The sequence below is a fragment of the Elusimicrobium simillimum genome (genome assembly GCF_049639735.1).
Classification (GTDB): domain Bacteria; phylum Elusimicrobiota; class Elusimicrobia; order Elusimicrobiales; family Elusimicrobiaceae; genus Elusimicrobium; species Elusimicrobium simillimum.
Genome location: NZ_JBEVVA010000003.1, coordinates 1,914,979 through 1,933,406, shown reverse-complemented (window position 1 = coordinate 1,933,406; position 18,428 = coordinate 1,914,979). Strand labels below are relative to the sequence as shown.

The 18,428-nt window shown below is 44.8% G+C and carries 16 protein-coding genes and 1 pseudogene; 14 read left to right on the top strand and 3 right to left on the bottom strand.

All coding sequences use genetic code 11. The features are described from left to right. Positions 1 to 106: 106 nt before the first annotated feature. A complete protein-coding gene (locus AAIR98_RS09890) occupies positions 107 to 238 on the bottom strand; it encodes a hypothetical protein (protein WP_423972024.1) in 132 nt (43 codons plus the stop codon). A gap of 64 nt (positions 239 to 302) precedes the next feature. Between AAIR98_RS09890 and AAIR98_RS09885 the strand changes: the two genes are divergently transcribed. From AAIR98_RS09885 to tuf, 13 genes and pseudogenes are all read left to right on the top strand, one after another. Further along, positions 303 to 677, top strand: a complete 375-nt coding sequence (locus AAIR98_RS09885; protein WP_423972048.1) for a DUF4269 domain-containing protein — start codon at positions 303 to 305, stop codon at positions 675 to 677. A gap of 1,482 nt (positions 678 to 2,159) precedes the next feature. Beyond that, positions 2,160 to 2,222: pseudogene (locus tag AAIR98_RS09880) on the top strand (hypothetical protein); the annotation flags it as partial. Further along, positions 2,198 to 2,398, top strand: a complete 201-nt coding sequence (locus AAIR98_RS09875; protein WP_423972023.1) for a 4Fe-4S binding protein — start codon at positions 2,198 to 2,200, stop codon at positions 2,396 to 2,398. The pseudogene AAIR98_RS09880 and the gene AAIR98_RS09875, both read left to right, overlap by 25 nt. 557 nt (positions 2,399 to 2,955) lie before the next feature. After that, positions 2,956 to 3,249 carry a hypothetical protein gene (locus AAIR98_RS09870; protein ID WP_423972022.1) on the top strand — a complete coding sequence of 98 codons (294 nt, stop codon included), beginning with the start codon at positions 2,956 to 2,958 and terminating at the stop codon, positions 3,247 to 3,249. A gap of 112 nt (positions 3,250 to 3,361) precedes the next feature. Then, positions 3,362 to 3,742 carry a 50S ribosomal protein L7/L12 gene (gene rplL / locus AAIR98_RS09865; protein ID WP_423970373.1) on the top strand — a complete coding sequence of 127 codons (381 nt, stop codon included), beginning with the start codon at positions 3,362 to 3,364 and terminating at the stop codon, positions 3,740 to 3,742. A gap of 435 nt (positions 3,743 to 4,177) precedes the next feature. Beyond that, positions 4,178 to 4,453 carry a hypothetical protein gene (locus AAIR98_RS09860; RefSeq protein WP_423972021.1) on the top strand — a complete coding sequence of 92 codons (276 nt, stop codon included), beginning with the start codon at positions 4,178 to 4,180 and terminating at the stop codon, positions 4,451 to 4,453. 89 nt (positions 4,454 to 4,542) lie between these two features. Beyond that, the gene (locus tag AAIR98_RS09855; RefSeq protein ID WP_423972020.1) at positions 4,543 to 4,677 is read left to right on the top strand and encodes a hypothetical protein; all 135 of its coding nucleotides are present in this window, start codon (positions 4,543 to 4,545) and stop codon (positions 4,675 to 4,677) included. Positions 4,678 to 4,682: 5 nt separating this feature from the next. Further along, entirely contained in the window at positions 4,683 to 7,988 is a 3,306-nt protein-coding gene (gene rpoB, locus AAIR98_RS09850) for a DNA-directed RNA polymerase subunit beta (protein WP_423972047.1), read from the top strand. Between the two features lie 17 nt (positions 7,989 to 8,005). After that, entirely contained in the window at positions 8,006 to 12,163 is a 4,158-nt protein-coding gene (rpoC, locus tag AAIR98_RS09845; protein WP_423970371.1) for a DNA-directed RNA polymerase subunit beta', read from the top strand. Between the two features lie 171 nt (positions 12,164 to 12,334). Next, positions 12,335 to 12,715, top strand: a complete 381-nt coding sequence (rpsL, locus tag AAIR98_RS09840; RefSeq protein WP_423972027.1) for a 30S ribosomal protein S12 — start codon at positions 12,335 to 12,337, stop codon at positions 12,713 to 12,715. Positions 12,716 to 12,974: 259 nt separating this feature from the next. Next, positions 12,975 to 13,454, top strand: coding sequence for a 30S ribosomal protein S7 (gene rpsG / locus AAIR98_RS09835; protein ID WP_423970370.1), 480 nt, complete (start codon positions 12,975 to 12,977; stop codon positions 13,452 to 13,454). Positions 13,455 to 13,465: 11 nt separating this feature from the next. Beyond that, positions 13,466 to 15,565, top strand: coding sequence for an elongation factor G (gene fusA / locus AAIR98_RS09830; protein WP_423970369.1), 2,100 nt, complete (start codon positions 13,466 to 13,468; stop codon positions 15,563 to 15,565). An 11-nt stretch (positions 15,566 to 15,576) separates the two neighbouring features. Next, positions 15,577 to 16,764 carry an elongation factor Tu gene (tuf, locus tag AAIR98_RS09825; RefSeq protein WP_423970368.1) on the top strand — a complete coding sequence of 396 codons (1,188 nt, stop codon included), beginning with the start codon at positions 15,577 to 15,579 and terminating at the stop codon, positions 16,762 to 16,764. A 64-nt stretch (positions 16,765 to 16,828) separates the two neighbouring features. Here tuf and AAIR98_RS09820 read toward each other — a convergent pair whose 3' ends face one another. Continuing rightward, positions 16,829 to 17,341 (bottom strand): type IV pilin protein, encoded by a 513-nt coding sequence (locus AAIR98_RS09820; protein ID WP_423972019.1) that lies wholly within the window; start codon positions 17,339 to 17,341, stop codon positions 16,829 to 16,831. 93 nt (positions 17,342 to 17,434) lie between these two features. Here AAIR98_RS09820 and AAIR98_RS09815 point away from each other — a divergent pair, with 93 nt between their 5' ends. Further along, complete coding sequence (locus AAIR98_RS09815) at positions 17,435 to 17,770, top strand: cupin domain-containing protein (RefSeq protein ID WP_423972018.1); 336 nt, start codon at positions 17,435 to 17,437, stop codon at positions 17,768 to 17,770. A gap of 87 nt (positions 17,771 to 17,857) precedes the next feature. Here the strand turns inward: AAIR98_RS09815 and AAIR98_RS09810 are convergent, their stop codons facing one another. Continuing rightward, positions 17,858 to 18,403: a type IV pilin protein gene (locus tag AAIR98_RS09810; RefSeq protein WP_423972017.1), complete on the bottom strand. Its 546-nt coding sequence runs from the start codon at positions 18,401 to 18,403 to the stop codon at positions 17,858 to 17,860. Positions 18,404 to 18,428: the final 25 nt, after the last annotated feature.

The following is an 18,428-nucleotide window of genomic DNA, read 5'->3' as shown; positions in this document are numbered from 1 at the left end:
TATAGCCATATTAGCGTCGCCGCAGCCGGTTTTCTTGGCGGTAAGCACGGCTTTACGCAGTTTGCGTTTGGGTATGCGGAAGGCAATGCTGTCTTTGCCTATTTCTTTATTGTTCAAATAAACGTGTTTCACGTTCTTCTGAGTTTAAGGTCAAATGTTCTTTGGTGCCGTGGAATATTGTGGCGCAGCCGTTAAACGATAGCATGGACGCAAGCAGTAATGATAAAAACTTTTTCATTTAATAATTATATAAAAGTATAATAGGTGTAGCATGACAGTATTCTCAGATATTAAATATTTAGCTGACGGTACCCGGTACAACAAGGGCGCATGCCGCGATAGTTAGCCTTGGCATTTTGCAAGATTTAGCGGTGCACGAGCCGCTGGTTGCGGGCACAATACCAATAGATATTAATATCCCGGGCAGCGACATTGATATTATTTGCCGCGCGGCTGACTACGCGAAATTTTCTAAATTAATAAATAAGCTTTACGGCGGCAAGAAAAAATTTAAAGAAAATATTTTTGAAAACCATTACGTATGTGGTTTTGAATTTGAAAATTTTATATTTGAAATTTACGCTCAAAATATTCCCCCGCAAAACAAAACGCTACTGCACATGCTTATTGAGGGCAGAATTTTAAATTTAAAAGGCCAAGATTTAAAAAAGAAATAATAAAATTAAAAATAACGGCATTAAAACAAACCCGCTTTGGCAAGCTTTTAAATTTAGTGAACCCATATACAGATTTACTTGAGCTGCAAAAAATGACAGACGCCGAACTTAAAAAATTTTTGGAGTTATAAGAAGAAACTATTATCAATTATATTTTGCGTATTTATCTGCTTCGCCTGCAACGCCGAAAACGGCAGCGGCCTTACGGACACAAGGCAATACAATAGCAACACGCTTCGCCCCGCCCGCGGCTTCACGCGCACGGCGAATCGCAAAACAGCTTTGCGCGTATCTGCGTAACTTACCGCTAAAGAAAGACGGTGCGCTTGTAAAATATTTAACGGTAAAACAAAACCCAACCTCAGCACCTACGTCGCCGTAGTAGATATGGAAATTTCCCCAAAGACCTGCAGCAATGCGCCGAGCTGTTATGCGCCTGTACGGTGAATACCAGTTGCAGAGAATAAAATAAACGATATTAAGTTTAACTTTGTATCAGACGGCAAACCAAGATATTTTAAAGATTACGCCAAAGGCGACACGTCTTACAAAAACTTTCGTAAATATATGGACTATGTTTTTGCGTACGCAACACGGCGTCATTGCTTAACCAGCTGCGCCCGGTAAAAGATATTAACGATATGAAGATAGGCGACGTTTTTATACAAAAGGGCGCCCGTTCGGCCACGCGGTAATATTGTGGATATGGCGCAAAATAAAGAAGGCAAAAAAGTTTACATGCTTGCGCAAAGCTACATGCCCGGCAGGAAACGCAGGTTCTTTTTAACCCATGAACGTAAAACTAAGCCCGTGGTACGATCTTAATGGTAAAACATAGTAACCCTGAATGGGTATTTCAGCCGGCAGACTAGGAAGATTTTAGGCTGCCAAACTCTCCCAAATATAATCTAAAAAAGCTAAAATGTAAATATGGAAAAATACATAATATTATACTTTTCCGGCAGTGGTAATACTAAACACATGGCGGAAGTTTTACATTCCAATCTTATCAAACAAGGCCAGCAGGCCGATTTGGATAAGATTTAGGGTATGATTATGCCAAACTGGACAGTTACAGCACATTTATATTCTGTTACCCTATTTATGGCTTTGGTATGCCGGTGGCGGTGCAAAAGTGGCTTGAGGGTATGCCAAGACTTAGGAACAAAAAAGTCTGCGTATTTACAACATTCGCTAACAAACTTCACGTAGGCTGGGCCTTATCTAAGGCTAAAAAAATATTGTGGCGCAAAAAGTACAATATTACAACGCCACCACAATCCTCATGCCAAGCAGCTATACAATGTTCACGCCCGAAACCCCGCCCGAAACCGCCAAAAGGCTTATTACAATAGCGGACCGCACCGTTTGCCGCCTGGCTTTGGACATTATTAACGGCAAGTCCAACATGCGCAGCTTTAAAACGCCGTTTTACCTTAAACTGCACTATAGAATCATGTACAAGTTCTTTAGAAAGTACTGGTGCCTAAGTTTTGGAAGTATTTTAAGGTGTCGGACGAGTGCATATCTTGCGGCCTTTGCGCCAAAGAGTGCCCTGTGGGCGCCATTACTATGGAAAACGGCCGCCCGTTTGGCACGATGGCTGCCAGCAATGCGGGCGCTGTTTTAACCTTTGCCCAAAACGCGCGATAACCCAGTTTGACTGGATAGGCCGCGGCAGCACCAGGGGCAGATATATATTTAAAGAACCTAAAAAATAACAAAAAACACCGCTTAGCCTTAAGCGGTGTTTTTTTATGTTTGTATTGTTAATCTAACCAATTTATGGTACAATATTTATAAGAAAAAGCTGTGGATAAACGTTATAAGATTAACTTGTAATTGACAGCCCAAATTGATATAATATATAAGAATTTTTTAAACAGATTTTAGCACTGCACAAGCACCTTACGGCGAGAAACAAAGCGTGGGGTAAGCTTGCGCTGTCTTTTCTTTTCTGTAAAAAACAGACAAAAAAGATAAAAAAGCGGTGTTAATTAGGTAAACAATGAACCTGACAAAACAACAAAAGTAGAAAAGTCACAAAACTTATCTAAAGAAATCAAAGATGCAGGCGTCTTATTTTTTGCGGCCTACCAGGGCCTCAAATTCGTAGACATGGCTGAACTTAGAGCGCAGTTAATCCCACGGGCGCAAAATTCCGTGTGGAACGCAACGCTATAGTTGACCATGCCGTAAGACAGGCTGCAATTGAAGGTGCCGATGAAAGCTTTTCAAAGGCCCTACGGCAATTGCTATTGGCGGCGATATCGCGGCCGTGGCAAAAACTATGGTTGATTTCTCCAAAAAGTTTGGTGCTTTAAAGCTTAGGGCTTGTTTTAGTGACGGGGTCTGGTATAATGAAGCACAAGTTCAGCAACTTGCTACCATTGGCAGCAAAGAAGATAACTTGTCTAAACTTGCCGGCGCGCTTTACAGCGCGGTTGCCCAGTCCGCACAAGTCTTACAAGCTCCATCAGGGATCTTGCTTATGTTCTTAAAGCCGTTGAGGACTCTAAGAATTAAGTTGTTTTGCGCACCGGCTTTAACGCCGTGTGCGCAGGCAATGTAAGCAGTCTCAAACCCGCCAAGTGCGGTGGTAGTCTCTTAGGAGATAAATGTACGGGCCTGAGCTCGGCTTAGGCAGAAGGCAGCTACCCTAAAAATAAAAGGAAATAAATACAATGGCAAAATTATCACAAGCAGAAATACTTGAAGCAATAGCCGGTATGACAGTTCTGGAACTTTCCGAACTCGTTAAAGCCGTAGAAGACAAATTTGGCGTAAAAGCCGCTGCTCCCGCAGTAGCCGTAGCCGCCGCTGCACCCGCAGCCGCAGCCGCTGAAGAAAAGTCAGAATTTAACGTTGAGCTCACAAGCGCAGCCGCAGACAAAAAAATCGCCGTAATTAAAGTTGTCCGCGAAATCACAGGCTTAGGTCTTAAAGAAGCTAAAGACTTAGTCGATGGCGCTCCTAAAGTAATCAAAGAAAACGTTGCCAAAGCCGAAGCTGAAGAAATGAAAAAGAAAATAGCTGAAGTCGGTGGCGTAGTAACACTTAAATAAGAGTTCATCTCTGTTTAGTTTTTCCCGCCCCGTTATGCGGGGCGGGATTAATAAGCAAAAAATAGCAGTATCTTGAAAATAGTTGTGAATATCGGGAATAATTCCCGTTAATTTCACATAAATAAATTAAAAGCTTTTCGTATTAAATTTACCGGGCGGACTACCGTCTGAAAGAAACAGCAGTTTTTAAAGTAAATTTACACGAACGCAATATTAAAGCATTTCGCACAAAGCTTGTTTCGCGGTTACGCCGCTTAACATGTTAAAGGAACAAAGTTCCTGACACAAACTTCACGCGAAGCGCGCCAAATAAAACCTTTGGGACATAAAATTAAATATTTGAGTTTAAAAGGTAGCGGGTTTAACAATTTATCTTTACCCTCAGCGGGTGTAATGATAAGCTGTTAAACCTTAAACATTCCAGGAAAAGTGTAAATGAGACAATTAAACTTTGGTAAAATTTCTTCCAAGCTACAATTACCTGATTTGTTGGAAATGCAGAAGCAGTCTTTCGTAGACTTTTTACAGTTAGACACTGCGCCAACCAAAAGGGATCTTAAAGGTCTTCAGGCAGCGTTTGAAGACGTATTCCCCATAGAAGCGCCGGACGGCAGCATGAAACTTGACTTCGTTAAGTACGAACTCTGCCCGCCCGCTACACAACACCGCAGCAAGCAATTGTACGTGACGGCACCTACAGCGCCCCGTTAAAAGCGGTACTCAGACTTTCTGTTAAAAAAAGAGACGGCAAACTTAAAGAAGCCTCAGAGCAGGACGTTACGCTTTGCGACCTTCCTTTAATGACAGACGCCGGCTGCTTTGTCTTTAACGGCGCGGAACGCGTGGTAGTCAGCCAGTTACACCGCTCCCCGGGTATTATTTTTGAAGAAGACGAAGAAAAAAAGCAGTCTACTTTAGGTAAAAACTTTATGTAGCCAGAATCATACCTTACAGAGGCGCCTGGATCGAATTTTCTTTCGACCTTATGAACGCCCTTTGGGTACGTATTGACCGCAAGAAAAAAGTTTTAGCTACCACATTTTTACGCGCCTGCGGTTTAGAAACCAACGCGCAAATTATACAAGCCTTCTACAATTGTGAAGATGTCGACATCAAACCTGCTGAAATTGACAATGTAGTGGGCCGCTACGCCGCGGACGATATCGTTGACGCAACGACAGGCGAAGTTCTTTGGAACCTTGACGACAAGGCCGCCATACCGGTGGACGACAAAGTGTTCAAAGAAATGGTGGAACGCAAAATTAAAAAAATTAAAGTCATTTCCGGCAACCCCAGACAGGACGACCCGGCTATTTTGGCTACGCTTGAGAACCGCAAAGACACAATAAGAACCGCTAAAGAAGCCCAGGCGGACATTTACAAAAAAATGCGCGGACAGGATTTCGTTGTAAAAGACCAGGCTGAAACATTCTTAGACAACCTGATTTTTGACAATATCAGACGTTACGACCTCAGCTACGTAGGCCGTTACAAAATCAACAAAAAATTTGAGGCCCTTTTTGATATTATCGGCAACCTTAAATTTAAAAAATTCGCCACACCTACAGACAAACGCAGAACATTATCCCCGGAAGACATTATAGTTACGGTTAAATACCTTTTAGCCCTTAACGCCGGCGAAGACGCGCAGAAAATGTACGGCGACGAACTTATTTTCAAGACAGACGATATCGACCACTTAGGTAACAGACGTGTAAGAGGCATCGGCGAACTTTTGGAAAACCAGATAAGAGTTGGTCTTTCCCAAATGGCCAAAACGGTACGCGACAGAATGAATAAAGAGTTAACCTCTCATACACCGCGCGCCTTGGTAAACGCCCAGCCCGTACAGGCTATTATAAGGAAGTTCTTTGGTACGTCACAGCTTTCACAGTTCATGGACCAAATTAACCCGTTATCAGAACTTACGCACAAACGCAGACTTTCTGCCTTAGGCCCCGGCGGTCTTAACAGAAAGAGAGCCGGCTTTGAAGTGCGCGACGTTCACCACACACATTACGGCCGCGTTTGCCCTATTGAGACGCCTGAAGGTCCGAACATCGGTCTTATTACCTCTTTGGCTTGTTACTCTAAGGTTAACCAGTACGGTCTTATTGAAACACCGTACAGAAAGGTTAACAACTCTAAAGTAACGGACAATTTTGAGTATTTAACAGCGGACCAGGAAGACGATCTTATGGTCGCCCAGTCCAACACACCGCTTACAGACGGCGGCAAAATTAATACAGATATGGTGTATTGCCGTGTAAGAAGTGACTATCCTATCGTCGCCCCTACAGAGGTTGACTATATGGACGTTTCACCCTTACAGGTTATCAGCGTATCAGCCGCTTTAATACCGTTCTTAGAACACGACGACGCCAACCGCGCGCTCATGGGTTGTAACATGCAACGCCAGGGCGTACCGCTGCTCTTAACTGATGCCCCGTTAGTAGGCACGGGTATTGAGCATGAAGTCGCGCGTGACTCAGGCGCTACACTTACAGCCCAGCGCGGCGGTAAAGTAGTGTTCGCGTCCGCCGACATGGTCGCTATAGAACCTGAAAACGGCCCGTTAGATTTTTATGAACTTATTAAGTATAAACGCTCCAACCAAGACACCTGTATTAACCAGAGACCCTTAGTTAAAACAGGCGACACGGTTAAAAAAGGCGCTATACTTGCAGACGGCCCCGCCATGCAGGACGGACACCTGGCTCTTGGTAAAAACCTTTTAGTAGGTTTTATGAGCTGGGAAGGTTATAACTACGAGGACGCTATCTTAGTTTCACACAAGCTGGTTAAAGAAGACGTTTTTACCTCTATCCACTTGCATGAATTCAGCGTAGACGCCAGAAACACAAAGCTTGGCGCTGAAGAAATAACAAGAGACATCCCCAACATAGGCGCGGAAGCCCTGTCACACCTAGACATTGACGGTATAGTTATACCTTCAACCGTTGTGGAACCGGGTGACATTTTAGTAGGTAAAGTTACGCCTAAGGGCGAACAGCAGCTTACGCCTGAAGAAAGACTGCTTAAAGTAATCTTCGGCAAGAAAGCTGACGACGTGGTGGACGCTTCACTGCGCGTACCCCCGGGCACCAGCGGCAAAATCATAGGCACAAGAGTTTTTGTAAGAAAAGAAAAACTTACCAAAGCCGAAGAAAAAGCCAGAATTAAAGCCCTGGAAGACGACAAAAACGCTAATTTGGACGCTATTAAAGAACAGCGCAAGCTTGCTCTTGAAAGCGCCAAAGAAACCTTCTCTAAAGAAGCTGACCGCAAGAAAGAAGAAGACAGAGTTAACACTTTCTACAAAAAGCTTGAAAAGAAAGTTTTAGAAGATTTTGAAAGAGAAATGGAATTCTCCAGACAAGGTGACGAGTTGGCGGTTACGGTTAACAAATCCGTAAAAGTATTTATCGCCAGCAAGCGCAAACTGATGGTGGGCGACAAATTGTCCGGCCGCCACGGTAACAAAGGTGTTGTGGCAAAGATTCTCCCTGAAGAAGACATGCCCTTTATGCCGGATGGCACACCGCTTGACATTGTGCTTTCACCTTTGGGTATTCCTTCTCGTATGAACGTAGGCCAGTTGTTTGAAACAATGCTGGGCTGGGCAGCTAAGAACTTAAATTATAACGCCGCCACCCCTGTATTCGACGGTCCTATAGAAGAAACAGTTAAAGAAGAAGTAAGAAAAGCCAAAAAGGCGCTTATTGCCAAAGGCGTACCGGAACATCATTTGCCGGACGACTACTGCCGTATTACATTATACGACGGCAGAACAGGTTTACCTTTTGATGAAAAGGTTACCATCGGCTACATGTATATCATGAAGCTTATTCACTTGGTAGAAGATAAGGTTCACGCCCGTTCCACTGGGCCGTACAGCTTAATCACAAGGCAGCCCTTGGGCGGTAAAGCGCAGTTTGGCGGACAGAGATTTGGTGAAATGGAAGTATGGGCCATTGAAGGTTATGGCGCTACATATACATTGCAAGAGTTCTTAACAGTAAAGTCTGACGACTTTGCCGGCAGAACCAAAATGTATGAATCCATTGTCCGCGGCGAAGCGCCGCAACAGCCCGGCGTGCCGGAATCCTTTAAAGTATTAGTAAAGGAACTTCAGGCATTAGGCCTCAGTGTTGAACTGCTGAAAGATAACAAAGAGCAGGAAGTGGAAGAAATGACAGTAGCAGCCCACGCCGCCGAAATTATCGATGAAAGTAAGGACAACTAGGTTAACGGAGAATTTAAATGTCAGATAAAAACAAAAAAACAAAAAGACTGGACGATCTTAACTTCTTTGACTTTGACGCTATTAAACTTGGTATAGCCAGCCCTGAGCAAATCATGGCATGGTCCCACGGCGAAGTTAAAAAGCCCGAAACCATCAACTACCGCACACTTAAACCGGAAAGAGACGGTTTATTCTGCGAACGTATTTTCGGCCCTACTAAGGACTATGAATGTTCTTGCGGTAAATACCGCTGGGTAAAATACAAAGGCATGCAGTGCGACCGCTGCGGCGTTGAAATTACAGAAGCCAAAGTAAGACGCGAACGCATGGGCCACCTGGAACTTGCGGTACCCGTGGCGCACGTTTGGTTCCTGCGCAAAAACCCGTCAAGAATCGGCATCATGCTTGACATGAGAACGACCGATCTTGAAAGAGTGGTTTACTACGCCAGCTACGTTGTTATTGAAGACTGCGTAGACTCCGTTACAGGCCGCACAGACTTTAAAAAAGGCGAACTTCTTAACGACGTGCAAGTGCGCGAAGCGCGCAAAAAGCACGGCGCCAGGCTTAAAGTTGATATCGGCGCGCCGGCTATCAAAACATTGCTCTCTTCTATAGATTTTGACAAAGAAATCCCGCAGCTTCATGAAGACCTGCGCGAAACACAGAGCGAGCTTGAACGCACAAAATTAATCCGCCGTATTAAAACGATGGAAGAATTTAAAGCCAGCGGCAACAGACCGGAGTGGATGATTTTATCAGTACTTCCCGTTATTCCGCCGGATTTAAGGCCTTTAGTACCGCTTGACGGCGGCAGATTCGCCGCTTCTGACCTTAACGATTTATACAGAAGAATCATTAACCGCAACAACCGCCTTAAGCATATTGAATCCTTAAGAGCGCCTGAGGTTATGATTTATAACGAAAAGAGACTTCTTCAAGAAGCCGTGGACGCTTTAATTGAAAACGGCGCCAGAGGCAAGTTCTTTATCGGTGCCGGCGGCAGGCCGCTTAAATCCCTTTCAGACGTTATTAAGGGTAAGCATGGCCGCTTCCGCCAAAACTTGCTTGGTAAACGTGTGGACTACTCCGGCCGTTCAGTTATCGTAGTAGGCCCCAGCTTAAAACTGCACCAGTGCGGTTTGCCCAAGCTTATGGCTTTGGAACTTTTCAAACCTTTTATTATCGGCGAACTTATGAAAAAAGAGGGTGTTACCCTTAAAGCCGCTAAAAAAATGTTAGAACGTGTCAGACCGGAAATTTGGGACATTTTAGAAACCGTTACCAAACATCATCCGGTAATGTTAAACCGCGCGCCAACGCTGCACAGGCTTGGTATTCAGGCGTTTGAACCGGTGTTAATTGAAGGTAAAGCTATACAGCTGCACCCGTTAACATGCGCCGCGTTTAACGCTGACTTCGACGGTGACCAGATGGCTGTTCACGTTCCGCTGTCTCTTGAAGCGCAGCTTGAAGCGCGTACGCTGATGTTAGCCACAAACAATATTTTATCACCCGCGTCCGGCCGCCCTATAGCGGCGCCGTCCCATGACATTGTTATGGGTATCAGCTTCTTAACCAAAGTCAAACTTAATGACAAAGGTGAGGGCGCTGTATTTGGCAGCAAAGACGAAGCTTTAATGGCTTACGCCTATAACAGAGTTTCTTTACATGCCAGAATTAAAGTACGCGGCCTTAACGAAATTAAAGAAGCCGGTCTTTCCGATAAAGAAGCGCTTGACGTTAATAAATGGAAAGATTACACAACAGTGGGCAAAATTATTTTTAACAGCAACCTGCCCGAAGGCTGGCCTTATATCAACACACCTGTTGGTAAAAAGGAACTTGCCGGTATAGTTGACGAATGTTACAAGAGCAAAAAGTACGGCAGATACGAAGCCGTGCAGCTTTTGGACAGAATAATGAAGCTTGGCTATAACTACGCCACACGCTCAGGTCTTTCTATATCTATAGCGGACATGATCGTGCCGGAAATCAAACAGAAATATATTGATTCCGCCAAAAAGAGAATTAAAGAAATTCAAGCCCAGGCCGAAGCCGGTATCATTACCGAAGGTGAAAGATACAATAAAGTTATCGACATCTGGACCCGCGTTACGGACGACGTCGCCGTAGAACAGTTTAAAGAGATGAAAAAGTTTGAAGAAGCCGCCTACAGCGGTGAAGGTCAAAAGTTCAACTCAGTGTTCTTAATGGCAGATTCCGGCGCCAGAGGTTCCAGGCAGCAGGTCAGACAGTTGGCCGGTATGCGCGGTCTTATGGCTAAGCCGCAGAAGAAACTTACAGGCGGCCAGGGCGAAATTATCGAATCCCCCATTACAGCTAACTTTAGAGAAGGTTTGTCTGTGCTGGAATACTTTATTTCCACTCACGGCGGACGTAAAGGTCTTTCCGATACCGCTTTGAAAACAGCCGACGCCGGTTATTTAACCAGACGTCTTGTTGACGTTGGTCACAACCTGGTTGTTACACAGGCTGACTGCGGCACAACCAACGGCATCGTAGTAACGTCACTTATGAGCGGCGAAGAAATAGTAGAGCCTATTGAAGAAAGAATTTTAGGCCGCGCCAGCTTAGAAGACGTTATAGTAAAAGCTAAAAAAGCCGACGGCTCCGAAGAAGATAAAGTCATTATTAAAGAAGGCGACATTATCTCACTTGAGCAAAGCAAACAGGTTAAGAAGTACGGCGTACAAAGCGTACGCATCCGTTCAGTTCTTACCTGCGAAGCCAAAACCGGCGTTTGCGCAAAATGTTACGGTATCAGCCTTGCCACAGGCACCATGTCAAGCGTGGGCGATTCAGTTGGTATTATAGCCGCCCAGTCAATTGGTGAACCTGGTACGCAGCTTACACTCAGAACCTTCCACATTGGTGGTACGGCCTCACGTGTGCTCAGCCGCTCACAGGCCGTGTCTGAAATAGCAGGTAAAGTAACGTTTAAAGATATTAAAGTTATTACCAACCGCATGGATAATAAAATTTGTATTTCCAGAAACGGCTCTATCTTTGTAGAAGCCACAAATGGTACAATAAAAGAATACAGAATCCAGTACGGCGCCAACCTGCTTGTTGCTGATAAAGCCACAGTAGAAAAAGGCGCTTTAATGGCGGAATGGGATCCGCACTCAATACCTGTGCTGTCAGAAACAGACGGTACGGTAAGACTTACGGACGTGTCCGAAGGTATTACCCTGCAGGAAGAACGCAACAAAGTTACAGGCGTTATTGAGCGCAAAATTATAGCCAGCCGCATGGGTAAAAAGAACCCCCGCATTGTTATTGAAGCTAAAGGCGGAAAGAAGCTCAGCTTACCGTTGCCTATAGATACAATCTTATTGGCGGAATCAGGGGAAGAAGTCCTAGCGGGTGATATTTTGGCAAAAATTGCCAGAGCCACCGGCGGTACCAAGGACATCACGGGCGGTCTGCCCAGAATCGCGGAGCTTTTCGAAGCGCGCAAACCCAGAAACGCGGCCATTATGTCAGAGTTCGCGGGTGTAGTCAGCCTCGAAACATCGCCTAAAGGTTTGGTTGAAATCGTTGTCAGAAGCGAAGAAACCGGCCAGGTTAAACAATACGCCGTACCGCAAGGTAAACATTTGGTTGTTTATGAAGGCGACCACGTGGGCGTAGGCGAAGCTCTTACAGACGGCGCCATTGACCCGCACGACGTACTGCGTGTTAAAGGTATTAAAGAAGTACAAGAATTTTTGCTTAACGCAATTCAGGAAGTTTACCGCTTGCAGGGCGTTACTATTAACGACAGACACATTGAAGTTATAGTCCGCCAAATGCTTGGTAACCTAAGAATAGTTGACGCCGGCGACACAGGCCTGTTAAAAGGCGAAATTGTCAGCCGCAGCACATTCCAGAAAGAAAACGCGAAAGCGGAAGCTAACGGTAAAAGAGCCTCTATAGGCGAGCCGATACTTTTAGGTATCAGCAAAGCGTCATTGGCTTCAGACTCCTTTATCTCCGCGGCGTCCTTCCAGGAAACAACAAAAGTTCTTACGGACGCGGCCATAACAGGCCAGGTAGACACCTTGCAAGGTCTTAAAGAAAACGTTATCGTCGGTCATTTAATACCCGCCGGTACCGGTATTTCCGCAAGGGAATTTGCAAAAGAGTTTGACGTAAATAAAAAGAAATAAATTAACCCCGGCTGCCGTATGCAAGTACGGCAGCCGGAAAAATACAGATTTTTGTGTAGCCCCGCGGTAAATGGGGGCGCATAAATAATGCGCGTGGGCGGGGATGTTAAGCGTTCACCCGTGTATTATACCGGGGCGGTTGTAACCGCTCCACCAGGAGAAAATAAAGTAATGCCTACAGTAAACCAATTAATCAGACAGGGCAGAACGGCTAACAGAACCAAAACAAAGTCACCTGCTCTTATGTCATGCCCTCAGAGGCGCGGCGTCTGTACTCGTGTCTATACGACAACACCTAAAAAGCCTAACTCTGCTTTAAGAAAAGTTGCTCGTGTTAAATTAACATCTAAAGTTGAAGTCACAGCCTATATTCCCGGCGTCGGCCACAACTTACAGGAACACAGCATTGTGCTGGTCCGCGGCGGTCGTGTAAAAGACTTGCCGGGTGTAAGATATCACATCATACGCGGCGCGCTTGACGCTTCCGGCGTAGAAAACAGAAAACAAGGCCGCTCACTCTACGGTGTGAAAAGGCCCAAAGCTGCTAAATAAAATAATTTAACAGTCTGCGTTACATGACATGACGTATGCGACGCTAATTGAATAATAATTTAATAGACTATCGCTCCATGGCGTAAAAAACTAAATGTTTAATTTAGCCAAGCGGCCGCAGGCCGCGAGTTACGCAGGACGCGAAGCGAGAATAATTTAAGCCTAAAGGAGTTGGTTTGAGTCGGACATTATATGTCCTTAACTAGTTAAAGCGGCAACGCCGCTGACAAAAACTTCACCCAGAGGGCAGGAGAATAAAATGCCTAGAAAAGGTTTGAGACCCAGAGACAGAAGACCGGCACCGGAAGCTGACTATAAATATGGTTCAGTTTTGGTGGCCAGGTTTGTAAATAAAATTAACTTTGAAGGTAAAAAAGCGACAGCTGAAAGAATAGTTTCCGACAGCATGGATATTATCGCTGAAAAAACCAAAGAAGATGCTATGACAGTGTTTAACCGCTGTATCGAAACAGTGCGCCCTTTACTCGAGCTTAAAGCAAGAAGAGTCGGCGGCGCTACCTACCAGGTACCGGTTGAAGTAAAAACAGTAAGAAGCACCTCTCTTGCCATGTGCTGGCTGCTTGACGCGGCCCGCTCACGCAAAGGCCGCCCTATGGCTGAAAAGCTTGCCGAAGAAATCATCTTAGGTTCTAAAAAAGAAGGCGCCGCTTTTAAGAAAAGAGAAGACACTCATAGAATGGCTGAAGCTAACAGAGCTTTTGCCCACTTTAAATGGTAAGGGATAATTAAATGGCTGATTTTAAAACATACCCAGTAGAGAAGATTAGAAACATCGGTATTATCGCTCACATTGACGCGGGTAAAACCACCACATCCGAACGTATTCTGTATTACACAGGTAAAACCCACAAAATCGGTGAAACGCACGACGGCGCGTCCGTAACCGACTGGATGGAACAGGAAAGAGAAAGAGGTATTACAATTACCGCTTCCGCTATTTTCTGCGTTTGGAAAGACTGCCAGCTTAACATTATTGACACCCCCGGCCACGTGGACTTCACGGCCGAGGTTGAACGTTCACTTCGCGTTTTAGACGGCGCCATCACATGTTTTGACGGCGTGCAGGGCGTGGAACCCCAGTCTGAAACAGTTTGGCGTCAGGCTGACAAATACCATGTTCCCAGAATTGCTTATATTAACAAGATGGACAGAATCGGCGCCAGCTTTGAAAAATCTTATATGTCTATAAGAGAAAAGCTTGGTGCTAACGCTGCCCCTATTCAGTACCCTATCGGCGCGGAAGACCAGTTTAAAGGCGTGGTTGACCTTATTACTATGAAAGCTTTAATATGGGAAGGCGACCATACGGGCGCCCCTTTTGCGGAACATGAAATTCCCTCGGATATTAAAGACGAATGCGAAGCGCTCAGAACAGAACTTATTGAAAAAATAGCTGATTTTGACGAAGCTCTTATGGAACGCTATTTAAACGGTGAAACCAACTTTACCGTTGAAGAAATAAGAGCCGCCATAAGAAAAGGCACATTAACGGGTAAGTTTTTCCCTGTTACATGCGGTTCTTCTTACAAGAACAAAGGTGTGCAGCCGCTTTTAGACGCGGTTACATATTACCTGCCCTCACCTAACGATTTGCCTGCTGTCAAAGGCACAAACCCCGATACAGGTGAAGCTATTGAAAGAAAACTTGTAAAGACAGAGCCTTTCAGTGCGCTGCTTTTCAAAATTCAGACAGACCCTTACGTTGGTAAATTATCATTCTTCCGCATTTACTCAGGCACATTGAGCGCGGGTGACACAATTTACTTCCCGGGCAAAAACGCCACGGAACGCGTGGGCCGCATCATGCGTATGCACGCGGACAAACGTGAAGAGGTTAAATATCTTGAAGCCGGCGAAATCGCCGCCACAGTAGCTTTAAAAAACGCTCAGGTGGGGCAGACAATTTGCTCACCCGATAATCCAATCATGCTGGAAAGTCTTACATTCCCTGAGCCTGTTATTCAAATTGCTGTTGAGCCTAAGTCTAAAGATGACGAAGAAAAAATGGGCAACGCCTTATCAAGGTTAGCCGAAGAAGACCAGACATTCCGTATTAAAACGGATGAAGAAACCAACCAAACCATTATTTCAGGTATGGGTGAACTTCACTTGGACATCATTGTTGACCGTATGAAGAGAGAGTTCAACGTACAGGCTAACGTGGGCAAACCGCAGGTTGCTTACAGAGAAACTATAACCAGAACAGTTGAAAACGAAACCAAATACGTCAGGCAGTCCGGCGGCCGCGGTCAGTATGGCCACGTAGTGCTTAGACTTGAACCTAACGAAAAAGGTAAAGGTTTTGAGTTTATCAACGAAATCACACAGGGCCGTATTCCTAAAGAATACATTCCCGCCATTGAAAAAGGCGCCAAAGAAGCCACAGATACAGGCGCTCTGGCCGGGTACCCGCTGGTTGATATTAAAGTAGCCGTAATAGACGGCTCTTTCCATGAAGTTGACTCTTCAGAAATGGCGTTTAAAATCGCCGCTTCCATGTGTTTAAAAGAAGGCGCCAAGAAGGCCGGCGCTGTTATCTTAGAACCTATCATGAAAGTAGAAGTTGTCGCCCCGGAAGCCAACCTTGGCGATATCATAGGTGATTTAAGCGCAAGACGCGCACAGATAGGCGAAATGGGTATGAGAACCAACGTCCGCTTTGTAAGAGCGGAAGTGCCTTTATCTGAAATGTTCGGTTACGCTACAACAGTACGCTCACTTTCACAAGGCAGAGCCAGCTTTACGATGGAACCCAGCCACTACGCTGAAGTTCCTGCTAACGTAGCAAAAACAATTATTGAGAAGAAAACAGAAGCTGTAAAAGCTTAGGAGATTATAATATGGCAAAGGAAAAATTTGTAAGAACGAAGCCACACGTAAACGTAGGCACAATTGGACACGTTGACCACGGTAAAACGACATTAACGACAGCGTTAACGAAGGTATTAGCAAAAGAAGGCAAAGCAAAAGAGATGGGTTACGCTGATATCGCCAAAGGCGGTGTAGTAAGAGACGCGTCAAAGATCGTAACGGTAGCGGTATCACACGTTGAGTACGAATCAGACAAAAGACACTACGCGCACATTGACTGTCCGGGTCACGCAGACTATATTAAGAACATGATCACGGGCGCGGCGCAGATGGACGGCGCGATATTAGTAGTATCAGCGCAAGACGGTCCTATGCCTCAGACGAGAGAGCACGTATTGTTAGCCAAGCAGGTAAACGTACCTAAGCTGGTAGTGTTCTTAAACAAAGTAGATTTAGCGGACGCTGATTTATTAGACCTCGTAGAAATGGAAGTACGCGAACTTTTAAGCAAATATGAATTTGACGGTGACAATACGCCGGTGGTAAAAGGTTCAGCTCTTAAAGCCATTGAGGGCGACAGCAGCGAAATTGGTGAACCTTCAATTAAAAGACTTTTAGACGCGTTGGACACATGGATCCCTGAGCCTAAGAGAGAAACGGACAAACCGTTCCTTATGGCAGTGGAAGACGTGTTCTCCATCACAGGCCGCGGCACAGTAGCCACAGGCAGAATTGAGAGAGGTGTCGTAAAAGTAGGCGATACGATAGAGATAATAGGTTTTAGAGACACAATGAACACAGTAGCTACGGGTATAGAAATGTTCCGCAAACTGCTTGACCAGGGTGAAGCGGGCGACAACGTAGGTGTGTTGCTTAGAGGTGTTGAAAAGAACCAGATAGAAAGAGGGCAGGTATTAGCTGCTCCTAAATCAATCAAACCGCACACGCAGTTTAAAGGGCAGGTCTATATCTTGAAGAAAGATGAAGGCGGCAGACATACGCCGTTAACACCTGGTTACAAACCGCAGTTCTATTTTAGAACGACGGACGTAACGGGCGAGCTTGCATTTAGCGGCGACATGATAATGCCTGGTGATAACGCTGAAATAGAAGTAAAGCTTATTACTCCTGTAGCTATGGAAGAAGGCTTAAGGTTCGCAATCCGTGAGGGTGGCAGAACAGTAGGCGCAGGCGTAGTAACCAAAGTAATAGCGTAAGATATTTAGCAATAAAAAAAGCCTCCACTAACGTGGAGGCTTTTTTAGTTACAGAAAAACAAGTTTATAAATAGTAGGCGTATCTGCCTTGGGCTCCGGTGCCGTATGTTTCTTGGTCTCTGCCGCCCATTGCTTTACATACGGCAATGGCTTTAGCGTCATCTTGCGGCGCTGTGCATATTATTTTGCCGGCATAGCGTTTTACAGAATCTTCCAAACCGTTATCCATAAAAGATATTATTAGATAAGTTTTTGATGTGTCGGCGGGAGATACCTCAATATTTTTCATGCCCTGTCCCGGATATATACGGTAATGAAAACGCTTGGTTTCATATCTGTTGGCAAGAACTTCTTTACCGGGGTGGGAAATTGTTAAATCTTCCCAATTCTCTGGGTAGGTTCCGTTGGCCAGATGGTATTCTTCCATGGCTGTGCTGTACGCTTTAATAGTACTTAAAACTTCGGCCAGGCGGGCCTTTTCAACAGCTTTATTGTATTGCGGTAACGCGATAGCGGCAAGTATGCCGATTATAAGTACTACTACCAACAACTCAATAAGCGTAAAACCCTTTTTCATTTAATCCTCCTAAAATATAATACATAATACATTTTTAGAATGAAATAAACAAAATATATTTTATATACTTTTATAATAGGAAACGGGGGTGATATGCCAAGTGATAAATTTTTACTTGAAAAGCAGTTAAACTGGGAACCTGCCGGCGATAAAGTGCGCCGCCAAATAATGGGTTATAATAACGACCTTATGCTTGTAAAAGTTGAGTTTGAAACTGCCGCCGTGGGCGCGGAACATTCTCACCCGCACACGCAGTCCACATATGTCGCAAAAGGCAAGTTTAAAGTAAACATTTCAGGCGACGAAAAAATACTGGAAACAGGTGACGGCTTTTTAGTGGAGCCCAACGCCTTGCACTGGTGCGTATGCCTTGAAGAGGGTATTTTAATAGACAGCTTTAGCCCGTGCAGACAAGATTTTTTAAAGTAATAAATTTATAATGCGGTTTTTATTTATTGTCGTTAATAAAAACAAAAAGCCCCCTAACTTTAGGGGGCTTTTTGCATATTTTAAAAATTAATTCATTTCATACCAGCCGGCCGACGTCCATGCTTTACCGCCTAAACTTTTGCAAACGTCGCCCATTTTTTTAACTTCTTTGTTGGAAACAGAAGCCACGCACATAACTTTGTCGCGTATGGAGTATGCCCAGTTGCTTGAATCTCTGCCCTCGCTCATGCCAATCCAAATTTGCGGTATTGTGCCAGTGGCAAGCAAGGCGGAGTCAACGTCATTATCATTTGCGTAGGAGCCTTTATAATGCGCTATAACTGCCCCGCCAGAAATGCAATATTTGGCGTCTGATGTTTTTGCGCACGCTTTGTTGGCCACCAAGGTGCCGGGCAGGTCTATATCTAAATCTTCTAAAGAGGTTGCAAATTTGTCATTTGCTAAATAATATCTTTGCTGCGCAAGCTGCAGAGATTTTGCCAACACAACCATATTTTGAAATCTGGTTTTAGAAACCGCTTTTGTATATTGCGGCAAAGCTATGGCCGCAAGTATGCCTATGATAAGAACTACTACTAATAACTCAATTAATGTGAACCCTTTTTTATACATTGTATCTCCCTAAGTCAATAATAAA